We start from the raw sequence: 12,237 nt of genomic DNA on the forward strand, positions 1-12,237 counted from the left end.
TAAACGTGCGTTGCGCGAGCTGGCAACACGAACACGTAACGCTCGTTACAGATCGTTTCGATGCATGAATAAAGACACTTTTCGTCTTCGGGAAGGGTTCGACAGAAGTCGGAAGATCGTCAAAAGATGGTTGCCCGTCAGCTTTCGGGTGGCCGATGAGAGACGCATGAATCGCGCTCGGGCGACTGATGTTTCAGCCGCCGTGTCGTGGCGTTGCCGTCGCGGCCCGCGCCCGCTGCATTCACAATCACGCTTTATACAGCGGAGAAAATACGGTCGCAGCAGCGCGACGCGGGCGATCGTCGGCACCATTCTCGCATCGGCCAAACGCTATTTCACGAGGCGCGGCAGAATCCCGGCGAGCTTCGCGAGCGCCGCGTCGATATGCTCGACCGCGATGCTGCCGTACCCGAACATCAAGCCCGGCTGCGGCTTCATCTCCCGATGAAACGGCGCCAGCCCGTACAGTCCGATCGATGCCGAACGCGCCGCGTTGACGACCGCGTCCTCCGTCAACGGCGCTTTCAGATACGCCGCCAGGTGAATGCCCGCAGTCGGCACGATCGGCTCGAACCATGCGGCGAGATCGCCTTGCAGATGGTCGAGCAGCGTCGCCCGGCGCGCCGCGTAGGTCTTGTGCATGCGTCGCAGGTGCTTGGCGAAGTCGCCGTTGAGCATGAACGATGCAAGCGCGGTTTGCGTCAGCGTGCAGCCGTGACAGTCGGCAATCTGGCGTGCCTTGAGCAGCGGACCGTAAAGCGACGCCGGCGGCACAACGTAACCCATCCGCAATTCCGGGAAGATGGTTTTGGAAAACGTCCCCACGTAGGCGACGAGCCCCGCGCGATCCAGGCTTTTCAGCGGCTCCATGGGCCGTCCTTCGAAGCGGTATTCGCAGTCGTAGTCGTCCTCGATAATCACCGCGCCGCGCTTTTGCGCCCATTCGAGCAGTTCGACGCGACGCTCGAGACTCATCGGCATGCCGAGCGGAAACTGGTGCGAAGGCGTCACGTAGACGAGCCGCGCCTTGTCCGGCAGCTGGCCGACGATCAGTCCTTCGCGATCCACCGGCACCGGCACGACCCGCGCGCCGGTCGCCGTAAAACATGCATGCGCAGGCGGATAACCGGGGTCTTCGATCGCGGCGATCTCACCTGGGCGCAACGTGATACGCGCCATCAGGTCGAGCGCATGCTGAGCGCCTTGCGTGACGATGACGTCCTCCCAATTGCTCGTCACGGCCCGGTTGAACGCCAGGTAGCGCGAAATCGCGAGGCGCAACTCCTGCTCGCCCGCCACCTCGCGATACATGCCCGTACCGCGCGCCTGCGTACGCAACGCGTGATTCACACAGCGGCGCCACACGTCGAACGGAAACAGCGACTTGTCGGTTGCACCGCCCACGAAGTCTTGCGGCGACGGCACCGACGGACGCGGCAACGGGAAGCTCTCGGGCATCTGCTCCCACAGCGGCTGCGGACGCGCGGCAGCGTCCCGCGCCTTCTTCGTGCGCTCACGCGACGACTCGGCCGCCTTCGCATGCGACGAGCGCTCCAGCGGCAAACGCTGCAAACCATCGGCAACGAAGGTGCCCGACCCGGCGCGCGTGCTCAGATAGCCTTCGGAAAGCAGGCGCTCGAAAACGTCGAGCGTGGTCTTGCGCGACACGCCCAGTTGCGTGGCGAGATCGCGCGTGGACGGCAATCGCGTGCCGCCCGCAAGACGTCCTTCGAGGATACCGGCGCGCAACTGGCGATAAATCTGTCCGGACAGATCGTGATGCCCTTCGACAGCGATATGAATGTCCATGCGAGTGGCTACCTCGACGACCGGGAGAGGGGGGTTTTTCTGATGACCAGATTGAAGGCGTTAGCTTAACGCCGGTCGATGCCGTCAGGCGGACTTTTACGATCAGCGCTATTCCCGTGCGGAAGTACGCGTGAAAAGCGATGTCGCTCACGAATCGATGCAGACGTATAGACAGAAGTCGGGCCGCCAGAATGCAAAATGGCGCGCCTCAAATGAAGAGGCGCGCCATTTTTTCCATGCCGACTATCTGTCGAATTACTCCGCTACAGCGGCATGCGAAGCGGCATTTTGCCGCTCGTCCTCACGCGCCTGCGCGGAGCAACGCTGATGCTCACGCGAGAGTTTGCCCATCAGCGGCAACAGCAGGATCGCGACCAGTGCGCCCGCCGCCGCCAGCCAGCCGAGGCCGGTGAACAGCTTCGTATAGAGCGGCAGCGATTCGAGCGGATCGAGATCGCCGGCCGGCATCTGCGCGAAATTCGCCACCACGCTGCCCAGATACTGCGACACGCCGGTCGCCACGAAATACGCGCCCATCATGAAACCGCTCATTCGCGCGGGGACGTAGCGCGCGATCATCGCGAGACCCAGGCCGCTCACCAGCAGTTCGCCGAGCGAGTACAAGCCGTAGCCGCCCACCATGAACCACGACGACACGCGGCCGTTCACCGCGTATTTGCCGCTCGCTGCATAAACGAAGAAACCTGCCGCAACCACCGCGAAGCCGAACGCATATTTCACTGCGATCGGCACGTCCTTGCCGCTGTTCGCGAGCTTCGTATAGAGCATCGCGAGCAACGGGCTCAGCAGCATGATCCAGATCGGATTGAGCGCCTGGAACTGCGCGGCGCTCCACGTGAACCACGTCTGCCCGAACAGCACGAAACGCGGATCGACATTGCGCAGCGCGAACAGCGTGAGCGACGTCGACATCTGCTGATAGAACACGAAGAACAGGATGACCTGGGCGGTCAGGATCAGCGCGGCGGCGAGACCCGAGCGTTCCGAGCGCTCCGCTTTCATCAGCATGTAGCCGAAGATCGCCAGAATCGCGACGCCCGCCGTGTACACGCAGGCCACGGCGATCGCCTTGTGCTGCAGCACGAACATCGTTGCGGCGGCGAGCGCGATGCCGCCCAACGCCACCGCGCCGACGCGCGTCCAGCGCACGGGTTGCTCATCCGGTGCCGAGCCGATGTGGGCAAGCGTGCGGAACATGATGAAGTAGTTCAGCACTGCCAGCAGCATGCCCGCGCAGCACACGGCGAACGCGGCGTGCCAGCCCCAGTGATCCTTGATCCACGGCGTGGCGAGCATCGACACGGTCGAGCCGATATTGACCGCCATGTAATAGATCGTGAACGCGCTGTCGATGCGCGTGTCGTCGCCTTCGTAAATGCGGCGCACGAGGTTAGCGGCGTTCGCCTTGAAGAGGCCGTTGCCGACCACGATCACGCCGAGCGACGCGTACATGAACGACAGTTGGTCGTTCGGCAACGCCAGCATCAGATAACCCGCCGACAGCACGATCGCGCCGAAAATCATCGTGCGGCGCGCGCCCAGAACCTTGTCGCCAATCCAGCCGCCGATCGACGGCGCCGCGTACACGAGCGCCGTGAACGCGCCCCATGTCAGCGTCGCCTGGCTGTCGGCGAACTTCAGCTTGTCGATCATGAACAGCACCAGCAGCGCGGCCATGCCGTAGTAGCCGAAGCGCTCCCACATCTCGATCAGGAAGACCGTCGAAAACGAACGGGTCTGCGAGACGCGTGCGCCCGGCGGATGGGATGAAATCATCGTGTACCTCTAGTTCAAACGGTTACGGCGTCGCACGGTCTGGCCGCGCGGCGCGAAATACGGGATCTGGAAAAACAGTCGGCGAAGATTGCGCCGTTCGGCTGGCAAGTCGGCGCTGTCCGGCACGTCGTCATCGACGCAACGGCCACGCGCTAATTCGCCAAGGCCAGCGGAAAAACCAGAAGATGGGGTATGGAGGCCCGCCTCGCGGCAAGCTGCGCCGGATTGGACTCAGGCGCGGGTTCAAGCTCGGCCTCAGGCTCCGGCCAGCGGAGCGGGCTCAATGATAAAGCATCGCGGAAAACCGGGCTCCGGCGAGGGCTTTGGCGGGCTGTACGCCCGCGCGGGGAAGTGTCGGCAGTAATGATCGTGTCCTTACGCCCGGCACCGTTCGGATGGAACGTGCCGGACAACGCTCCGCCCCGCAGGATCGCTGCGGGCGGAATGATAAACAGCGGTCGGATAGCCGTGCGATTCGACAGGCAATTTTGCCTCCGCTTTGCTCGCCGGCATCGTTCCGCAAACGGCGCCAATTCTGCAAATAAGACCCCGCTGACGTCACTCAGGGAATCCACTGATTTGGAGTTCATTACTTGTCGTTTCATTCGCACACGTAGCCGAAGCGTGGGCTTGCCTTTGAAAAAATCTCTTTTGCATCAATTCGTTAGGCCGATTTATATTCACTCTTCTTAAATCGGACTTACACGGCGGATACTCCCGCTTTTACCGAATGCCCTTACGACGACCTGAAAGCCGCCGGTCAATTCGTCTGATGCGAGTTTCAATTCTGGCAACATAAGCGTATTGCTTCAAAATAATGCGTTGTTTGCATCACCGGAGCCAGCCGGCCGACCGGCTCAAAACCGTCACCGTATCAAAACATATTTACCTTTACCAAACAAATTTTGACGGGCTCACTTCCACTCGCTATGGCTACGACAATTCAAACAAGCAATCCCGCACTCGAAATCGGCAGCAAGATTCGCGCGCTGCGGCAACGGCTCAAGCGCACGCTGGACGACACCGCGACTGCGGCAGGCATTTCCAAACCGTTTTTGTCGCAGGTCGAGCGCGGGCTGGCGTCGCCTTCTCTCACGTCGCTGGCGGGAATCGCGCACGCGCTCGGCGTCAACGTCCAGTATTTCGTCGACACCCCGAGCGAAGAACGCAGCGTGAGCCGGGGCGATCATTTGAAGTTCTTCGGCTTTGCAGACTCGGCGAATCTGTTTGCGCGGCTCACCAACCTGACGGGCGGCCGGCAGCTTGAAGCGATCCTCGTCAAGATGCCGCCGGGGCAGAAGCGTTCGGAGGTCACCACGCACGCGGGCGAAGAATTCCTTTACGTGCTGGACGGAGAGATTTCGCTGACGCTCGAAGGCAAGACGTTCGTGCTGGCAGCCGGCGACACCGCGCACTATGAATCGACGGTGCCGCATAGCTGGGCGAACACGGCGCGCAAGGAGTCGGTGGTGGTGTGGGTGGGAACGCCGCGCCTGTTTTAACGGGCAGTTGAAAACCGCTGGGCACGTTCCACGCGTTCAGCGGATAACCGCGCCGTTCAGAAGATCACCGACAGCGCCACCGCGAGCCAGAGCGCTATCACGCCCGACAGAAACAGATGTCGCGCAATGCGAACGCGCGAATCGCTGGTTTCCGGCTCGACCGGACTCGTGGCCATCCAGGGCACGAGTCCGAGACAGGCGAAGCCGATCAGCGCAAACACGAAAACGAAAATGTCGATGACGCGCCAGCGTGTCGGCTCATACATGCCCCAGTAGCCGAGAAACACGATACCGATCGAGAAGATGGTTGCCGACGCCCCACTGAGTGCGGGCACGGATCCGGCTGGACTCGGCATGCTTCACCTCCGGTGATTAGGCTGTGACGGGCTTCCTTCTCCGCTTTGCTCGTGCGTTCCTCGTGCTTCCGTCATGCTTCCCGCGCTACCTCACCCGCTCAGGACGTGCGGGTCTGCCGCGCTTCATACGTCTTCAGATGACTATAGGCGATACGCAGCAACGACACGCCGTGCTCGCCCTTTTGCGCATCGCCGCCGCGCGAGATCAGGTCGCCGAGAATGTGATCCGCCTCGGTATGCGAGTGATTTTCGACGTCGCGCAGCATCGACGCAGTGAGCGGCGTCGGCGTAAAGAGTGTTTGCGTGGCGCGGGTGTCGAAATCCGGGCCCATCGTGAAGCCCTGATGCTCGGCCACCGCGCGGCACTCGCCCAACAGATTTTCTATCACGCGCTTGCCGTCGGGCGCAGCCAGAATATCGCCGATCGAACCACGCATCAGGCACGTGCTCGCCGCGAGCGTCGCGAGGAACACCCACTTTTCCCACATGCGCAGCAAAATATTGTCGCTGACCGACACGTCGAAATTCGCGCCGGCCATCGCGTCGGCAATCGCCTGAACGCGTTCGGACGTGCCGCCCGTCAGTTCGCCGAATGTGACGGCCTGCATGTCGTTCAGATGCACGATCTGCTGCTGCGCGTTCAGCGTCGCGGCAATCACGCACTGGCCGCCGAGCACGCGCGACGCGCCGAACTTCTCCTTGAGCACGTCGATATGGCGCATGCCGTTGAGCATCGGCAGAATCAGCGTCGACTCGCCGACCAGCGGCGCGAACGAATCGATTGCGTCGTCGAGGCTATAGGCTTTGCAACTCAGCAGCACGAGATCGAAAGGCTCGGCATTGACGCCCGCGAGAATGGTTTTGACGCCGTGCAGCGTGAGATCGCCGCGCACGCTTTTGATGACCAGTCCGTCGCGCTGCAGCTTTTCCGCACGGCCGGGGCGCACGAGAAACGTCACGTCTTCACCCGCCGCCGCGAGACGTCCGCCGAAGTAACCGCCTACCGCGCCCGCCCCAACTACTAGAATTCGCATCTTTGGCCTCTTGATAGATTTCAGTCACGCGCGCTGCGGCGATGATCTCCTGCTGGCCGCGCGCGCAGTGCGTGTGCTGAAATGTAGCAAAGAATGACGTAGGGCATCGCGCACGATTGCGGGCTTCGACATGCTGCAATGCACTGTTGCGAAAGGCGGCTTAAATCAGATCAATCGTGCGATTGTGCTGCGCGGCACGTTGCAACGATCGCCGCGCGCGAAAACGGGCGGTATGCAGTTCCAGCGCATCAAGCCGGAAGCGTGCCGCAGATCGTGTCTTCGTAGAGCGCGAGCATGCCGGGCACGTCCACCGCGATACACACTTTGCAGTCGGGCCGGCTGTCCCACTCGGGCGCGGGAACGGGCAGGGTCGACGGCTTCTGGATGGTCTGCCCGACCGCGATGCCGTCGGTCAGCACGCGCACCGGACCGCTGCGCGTCGTATAGAGATGCGGTGCGATGACATACGCAACCGCTGACGAATCGTGCACGTAAATGCCTTGCAGTTGCGCGCTCTGTTCGTGAAAAGCCTCATAGTGCCGCGACACTTGCCACACGAACTCACCGGGCACGCCGCCGCGATCGCGCAACGAAGCGAGATACTCGCGACTCATGATCGTGGGTTGCGTGACATCGAGCCCGACGATCGCAACCGGCCACGCTGCGCCGAGCACGATATCGGCCGCGTCGGGATCGCCGAGAATATTGGCCTCCGCTGCGGGCGACACGTTGCCGAGCACGCCGTCGATGCCGAATGCGCCGCCCATGATCACCACCTGTTTGACGAGCGGCGCTATCTGCGGATCGTCGGCGAGCGCGAGTGCGAGATTCGTGAGCGGCCCCACCGCGAGCAAGGTCACCTCGCCCGGATGCGCGCGTACGGTGTCGATGATGAAGCGATGCGCGGGACGGGCGTCGAGCGGCGCTTCGTCCGTTGTATCCAGTTCGATATTGCCCAGACCGTTGTCGCCGTGAATCCATGCGAGCGGTTCGGGCGCTACGCGCCTGAGCGGCGCAGCGGCGCCCTGCGCAACCGGCACGCCCTGTGCGAAACGCCCGGCCAGAAAACGCGCATTACGTGTGGTCGTTTCGATCGTGGCGTTGCCGAAAACGCTCGTCAGCCCCAGCAATTCGACATCGGGATGCAACGCCTGAAACACGAGCGCCATTGCATCGTCCACGCCGGGGTCGGTGTCGTAGATGATCTTGTGCTTGCTCATAGATAGAACGCGTCCGGTAATTGCTCGCGCGCGGTGGTGTCGCGTGTCGCGCCGTGCAGATTGCCGAGGCGGATCGGCAGATCGGGGCCGCCCAGCTCGATGATCACCTGACGGCACGCGCCGCAAGGCGAAATCGGGCCGTCCGTATCGCCGATAACAGCCAGTGCCGCAAACTGGTCACGCTGATACCCCGCCGCAATTGCGCTGAAAAACGCGGTACGTTCCGCGCAATTGCACAAACCGTACGACGCATTCTCGACATTGCAGCCGTCGAATACCTTGCCGTCTTTAGTCAGCAGCGCAGCACCGACCTTGAATTTCGAATAAGGCGCATAGGCCTTTTCTCGTGCGACGCCCGCGCGTTCCAGCAATTGTTCCATCTTCATACAGCGATCCTCGATTCAGTTCAGCGTCAGGAACATGCCCGCAATCGTCGCGCTCATCAGGTTCGAGAGCGTCGCGGCGAGCACGACACGCAGTCCGTAGCGCGCGACTTCGGCGCGGCGTTCGGGCGCGACGGCGCTAAAGCCGCCCGTCAGCACCGCGATCGACGCGAAGTTCGCGAAGCCGCACAGCGCGAACGACAGGATAGCAATGGTACGCGGATCGAGCACCTGCAAACCGGCCGCCGTCACGCTCGCGGCGTCTTTCAGATACGGCGACAGCGACGCATACGCGACGAACTCGTTGAGAATCAGCTTCTGCCCGAGAAAATTACCGGCAATCGCGGCCTCGTTCCACGGCACGCCGATCAGATAAGCGAGCGGCGCGAACACGGTGCCGAGGATCGATTGCATCGACAGTTGCGGATGGCCGAACCAGCCGCCGATGCCGCCCACGATGCCGTTCACCAGCGCAATCAGCCCGACGAACGCAATCAGCATCGCGCCGACCATCACAGCGATTTTCAGGCCGACCGTCGCGCCGGAACTCGCTGCTTCGATCACGTTGGCCGGGCGCTTCTCGTCGAAGCTGAGGTTCTCCAGATGCACGCGGCTCGGCTCGGTGGTCGGGTGAATGATCTTTGCGAACAGCAAGCCGCCGGGCACCGCCATGAACGACGCGGCGAGCAGGTACTGGATCGGTACGCCAAGGCCTGCATAACCGGCCAGCACCGAACCGGCGACCGCCGCCATACCGCTCGACATCACCGTGAACAGTTCAGCGCCGGTCATGTCGCGCGCAAACGGCTTGACCACGGCGGGCATTTCGCTTTGACCGAGGAAGATGGTTGTGACCGCCGAAAACGATTCGAGCTTCGATACACCCAGCAGTTTCTGAAACACCGTGCCGAGTACGATCACGATCCAGCGCATGATACCGATGTAGTACAGCACCGAAATCAGCGCGGTGACGAAGATGATGGCCGGCAGCACGCGCACCGCGAATACGAAACCGCCGTCGCCGAATACCTCGAACATTTTCGATTGAACGAGTCCGCCGAACAGGAACTCGATACCGGCATTGCCGTAGCCGAGTACATCGTTGACGCCGGACGCGGCGGCCGAAAGAATCGTCTTGCCCACCGGCACAAAAAGAATGAATGCGCCGATGCCGATTTGCGCAAGCAACGCACTGATTACAGTTCGTAAGCGAATCGCCCGGCGATTGGTGGAGAAGAGGTAGGCAATAAATAGCAATACGACTATAGCCAGAAGGTTTCGCGCGATAAGTGCCATGTCTCGTGATCTTTTCTTGTTTGTTTAAGTGGCACTGATGCTAAACGAAACCGGCGCGGATTAAAAAACTTTATCCAAATCTTTGGCTCTATTCGACTCTATCTGGCAGAGAATTTTTACGGTTGATGCGTAGCGAATTTTCGAGTGAAGTGTTTGAGGTTTCAGCGCACCGCACGAACCGGAAGCCTGCAATGGAGCCTCCGGCCGCGCAGTTCCAAAACCTCAGTGTGCGACGAAGCCGCCATCCACTGGCAACGCTACGCCGACAATCAGACTGGCACCGGGGCTGCATAACCAGAGCACGGCCGCCGCAACCTCTTCGGACTTGCCCATCCGACCGATAGGCTGATCCTTGAGGAACACTTTCATCGCCTCTGGATCGATCTCGTCACCCATCGGCGTGTCGATGCAACCCGGGCAGATTGCGTTCACGCGTATGCCCTGCGCCGCGACGTCGAGAGCGGCGCTCTTGGTTAGACCGATCACGCCGTGCTTACTGGCGTGATACGCCGCGCGACCCGCGAGGCCGACCAGGCCGCCGAGCGACGAGCAGTTCACGATTGCGCCACTACCCTGCTTCTTCATCTGCAGCAGTTCGTGTTTCATGAAGGTCCAGATGCCGCGCAGATTGACGGCCAGCACTTCGTCATAACCGTCGGCGGGTTCCGCTGACATCTCGCACATCGGGCCGAGGATGCCAGCGTTGTTATAGGCCATGTCGAGGCGGCCGAACTCCGCGACGGTGCGATCGACTGCGGCCTTGGCCTGCGCTTCATCGGTGACGTCGCACACAATGCCGATGGCCCGGTGTCCGGCGGCTGTCAACATCCCGGTTGCCGTGTTGAGTTTTTCCGCGTCGCGGTCGACGAGTGCAACGGCAGCGCCTGCTTCGGCGAAAGCCTTGGCCGTTTCCAAACCCATTCCCGAGCTGGCGCCCGTCACTAGCGCGACCTGACCTCTGAAATCGTAGGTGGGATTCATATCAATAGTCCTGGAGGTTGATGTTGTCGTCAGCGCATGGGCTGACGTTCCCCCAATTGAATCGGGGGTGATTCGATATGGCGCGAAGCGGTTTGGCCGGCTCTTACCCGGCCCGCTTGCACAGCAGAAAATCCAGCATCATTTGCTGGACCGCATCGACCATCTGCGCGCCGTTCGCTGTCTTGCAGCCTGCCGACTGAGCCGCTTTCAGAAACGGCGTCACACCGTGCCCGGCAATCACGTCGCCGACGAACATGGATGAATCCAGCAGATCCGCACTCACAGGAAGAGGATCGGTGTCGGCGAATCCCATTGGAGTCGCGTTGAATACCAGCGTGCATCCTGTTGGATCGGCGGGGCCGACACGCACACGCCCCTCGCTAACACGCGACACGATCTCCTTCAGATGTATTGCCCGGGATTCATCTGTATCGCTAATGATCAGTTCTTGCACACCCGCTTTGAGCAATGCGATTGCTATCGCGCTGCCAGCCGCACCGGCGCCGACCAGCAATGCGCGGCCATCCTTCACGTGAGCGCCGTGGTCCGTTTGCGCTTTCACGAACGCGAGACCGTCGAGCATGTCGCCATGCCATGTACCGTCCACGTTGCGGCGCATGACACTGACACAACCCAGCAGCCTTGCGGTATCGGAAGTGGTGGCGCAGTAGGCGAACGCCGAGGATTTGTGCGGCATCGTGACCAGCAGTCCGTCGACGTTCGCTGTCAGCGTCAGTGCCTGCATGGCCGGTTGCAGATCGGCTTTCGCGACCTGCATCGGCACGCATAAACCGTTGTAATTGCGAGCTGCGAAACCACGGCTCAACTGCTGCGGTGATTTCACGAACCTGATCGGGTCGCCGATGATCGGAAACAGACGCGTCGCGCCATCGAGCTTTTCAGGCATCCGGTTTCTCTCTGGTCGAGCATTGCAAGCCGTGTTCGCTTCAGGCGGATCAACCGGGTCTTTTTTCAAGCACATCCTTGACGACCGGAAGCGCAGTGAAAACATTCGGCCAACCCGTATAGAACGCCAGTTGCGTCATGACTTCAGCGGCCTGTTCTTTGGTCAGTCCGTTATCCATAGCCCGGTTCAAGTGGTAAGTGAGTTGCGCGACCTGCCCGCTTGCAACCAGCGCGCTGACCGTCACCAGGCTACGGTCGCGCGGCGCAAGTCCCGGTCGCAGCCACAGGTCGTTGAACAGCGCGTCTCGCGTGAATTGAACGACACCCGGCGACACCGCGCCGAAGTTGTTTTGCACCGTGCTCTCACGTTGTGCTTCTGCGGCCTTATCGAGGGGAAGAAATTCAACGGACGCCTGCGGAAGCTGCGCCGTCGTAATTCCACGCCTTTCGAATACGGTGCTCGTTACCTTCACAGCCGCAGTCGCATTGGCCCAACCGGAATAGAACGCAAGGTGCGTGATGATCTCTGAAATCTCGCTGGGCTTGAGGCCGCTGTCGAGTGCGAGATCGAGGTAGAACAGCAACTCCGTGCTCTGATTTCGCGCGATCAGCACCGACAGCGTGACCACGCTTCGATCCCGTGCCGAAAGTTGCGGCCGCTTCCAGAGGTCGCCCAACACTATGTCAGTCGTATAGCGCTCGAGAGCGGGGGAAACGGCGCGCATTCCTTCGAATGCGTTCGCGGAGGTGGAGCGGTTCGAATTATCCATATCAGTGTTCCTATCGATTTGCGAACAGGCGGCGACGCCGAGCGCGAGCGTCAGCATCGTTACAACGAGTGATTTCATGAGTCGGCTCCTCATTGGTGCTCGCGCGTCCCTGCGATTCACCGCCTACCCTTGCAAATGTAATGTACTCACTCATGTACGACTAGGCGCTAGAATCGGCAAACA

General features: G+C 61.2%; 11 protein-coding genes. 1 reads left to right on the forward strand and 10 read right to left on the reverse strand.

The annotated features are described in order from the left end of the window. Window positions 1-330: 330 nt before the first annotated feature. Together ABH945_RS17880 and ABH945_RS17885 are read right to left on the reverse strand one after the other, a co-directional pair. Window positions 331-1,809, reverse strand: a complete 1,479-nt coding sequence (locus ABH945_RS17880) for a PLP-dependent aminotransferase family protein (RefSeq protein ID WP_429251381.1) — start codon at window positions 1,807-1,809, stop codon at window positions 331-333. Between the two features lie 255 nt (window positions 1,810-2,064). After that, on the reverse strand, window positions 2,065-3,606 hold the full coding sequence (locus ABH945_RS17885; protein ID WP_429251382.1) for a peptide MFS transporter: 1,542 nt from the start codon (window positions 3,604-3,606) through the stop codon (window positions 2,065-2,067). Window positions 3,607-4,535: 929 nt separating this feature from the next. Here ABH945_RS17885 and ABH945_RS17890 point away from each other — a divergent pair. Then, window positions 4,536-5,108 (forward strand): cupin domain-containing protein, encoded by a 573-nt coding sequence (locus ABH945_RS17890; RefSeq protein WP_074770079.1) that lies wholly within the window; start codon window positions 4,536-4,538, stop codon window positions 5,106-5,108. Window positions 5,109-5,164: 56 nt separating this feature from the next. Here ABH945_RS17890 and ABH945_RS17895 read toward each other — a convergent pair whose 3' ends face one another. The 8 genes from ABH945_RS17895 to ABH945_RS17930 all read right to left on the reverse strand — a co-directional run bounded on the left by ABH945_RS17895 (window position 5,165) and on the right by ABH945_RS17930 (window position 12,132). Further along, the gene (locus ABH945_RS17895; RefSeq protein WP_074770081.1) at window positions 5,165-5,464 is read right to left on the reverse strand and encodes a hypothetical protein; all 300 of its coding nucleotides are present in this window, start codon (window positions 5,462-5,464) and stop codon (window positions 5,165-5,167) included. A 98-nt stretch (window positions 5,465-5,562) separates the two neighbouring features. Continuing rightward, a complete protein-coding gene (gene panE, locus ABH945_RS17900; protein WP_074770083.1) occupies window positions 5,563-6,498 on the reverse strand; it encodes a 2-dehydropantoate 2-reductase in 936 nt (311 codons plus the stop codon). Between the two features lie 248 nt (window positions 6,499-6,746). Then, window positions 6,747-7,718 (reverse strand): nucleoside hydrolase, encoded by a 972-nt coding sequence (locus ABH945_RS17905; protein ID WP_074770085.1) that lies wholly within the window; start codon window positions 7,716-7,718, stop codon window positions 6,747-6,749. Further along, window positions 7,715-8,104, reverse strand: a complete 390-nt coding sequence (locus ABH945_RS17910; protein ID WP_074770087.1) for a cytidine deaminase — start codon at window positions 8,102-8,104, stop codon at window positions 7,715-7,717. The genes ABH945_RS17905 and ABH945_RS17910 overlap by 4 nt, the downstream gene beginning before the upstream one ends. Before the next feature lie 15 nt (window positions 8,105-8,119). Beyond that, a complete protein-coding gene (locus ABH945_RS17915) occupies window positions 8,120-9,397 on the reverse strand; it encodes a NupC/NupG family nucleoside CNT transporter (RefSeq protein WP_074770090.1) in 1,278 nt (425 codons plus the stop codon). Between the two features lie 222 nt (window positions 9,398-9,619). Then, window positions 9,620-10,378 (reverse strand): SDR family oxidoreductase, encoded by a 759-nt coding sequence (locus ABH945_RS17920; RefSeq protein WP_429251383.1) that lies wholly within the window; start codon window positions 10,376-10,378, stop codon window positions 9,620-9,622. 103 nt (window positions 10,379-10,481) lie between these two features. Continuing rightward, window positions 10,482-11,285, reverse strand: coding sequence for a shikimate dehydrogenase family protein (locus ABH945_RS17925; protein ID WP_429251384.1), 804 nt, complete (start codon window positions 11,283-11,285; stop codon window positions 10,482-10,484). 49 nt (window positions 11,286-11,334) lie between these two features. Next, window positions 11,335-12,132: a carboxymuconolactone decarboxylase family protein gene (locus tag ABH945_RS17930; RefSeq protein WP_429251385.1), complete on the reverse strand. Its 798-nt coding sequence runs from the start codon at window positions 12,130-12,132 to the stop codon at window positions 11,335-11,337. Between the last annotated feature and the right edge of the window lie 105 nt (window positions 12,133-12,237).

It is taken from the genome of Paraburkholderia sp. GAS333 (assembly GCF_050435665.1).
GTDB classification, from domain to species: Bacteria; Pseudomonadota; Gammaproteobacteria; order Burkholderiales; family Burkholderiaceae; genus Paraburkholderia; species Paraburkholderia fungorum_A.

Excerpts from the sequence above, each read along its gene's own strand:
- ABH945_RS17880 (WP_429251381.1), bottom strand. The coding sequence starts at position 1,809 with ATGGACATTCATATCGCTGTCGAAGGGCATCACGATCTGTCCGGACAG.
- ABH945_RS17885 (WP_429251382.1), bottom strand. The coding sequence starts at position 3,606 with ATGATTTCATCCCATCCGCCGGGCGCACGCGTCTCGCAGACCCGTTCG.
- ABH945_RS17925 (WP_429251384.1), bottom strand. The coding sequence starts at position 11,285 with ATGCCTGAAAAGCTCGATGGCGCGACGCGTCTGTTTCCGATCATCGGC.
- ABH945_RS17895 (WP_074770081.1), bottom strand. The coding sequence starts at position 5,464 with ATGCCGAGTCCAGCCGGATCCGTGCCCGCACTCAGTGGGGCGTCGGCA.
- ABH945_RS17930 (WP_429251385.1), bottom strand. The coding sequence starts at position 12,132 with ATGAAATCACTCGTTGTAACGATGCTGACGCTCGCGCTCGGCGTCGCC.
- ABH945_RS17905 (WP_074770085.1), bottom strand. The coding sequence starts at position 7,718 with ATGAGCAAGCACAAGATCATCTACGACACCGACCCCGGCGTGGACGAT.
- panE (WP_074770083.1), bottom strand. The coding sequence starts at position 6,498 with ATGCGAATTCTAGTAGTTGGGGCGGGCGCGGTAGGCGGTTACTTCGGC.
- ABH945_RS17915 (WP_074770090.1), bottom strand. The coding sequence starts at position 9,397 with ATGGCACTTATCGCGCGAAACCTTCTGGCTATAGTCGTATTGCTATTT.
- ABH945_RS17910 (WP_074770087.1), bottom strand. The coding sequence starts at position 8,104 with ATGAAGATGGAACAATTGCTGGAACGCGCGGGCGTCGCACGAGAAAAG.
- ABH945_RS17890 (WP_074770079.1), top strand. The coding sequence starts at position 4,536 with ATGGCTACGACAATTCAAACAAGCAATCCCGCACTCGAAATCGGCAGC.
- ABH945_RS17920 (WP_429251383.1), bottom strand. The coding sequence starts at position 10,378 with ATGAATCCCACCTACGATTTCAGAGGTCAGGTCGCGCTAGTGACGGGC.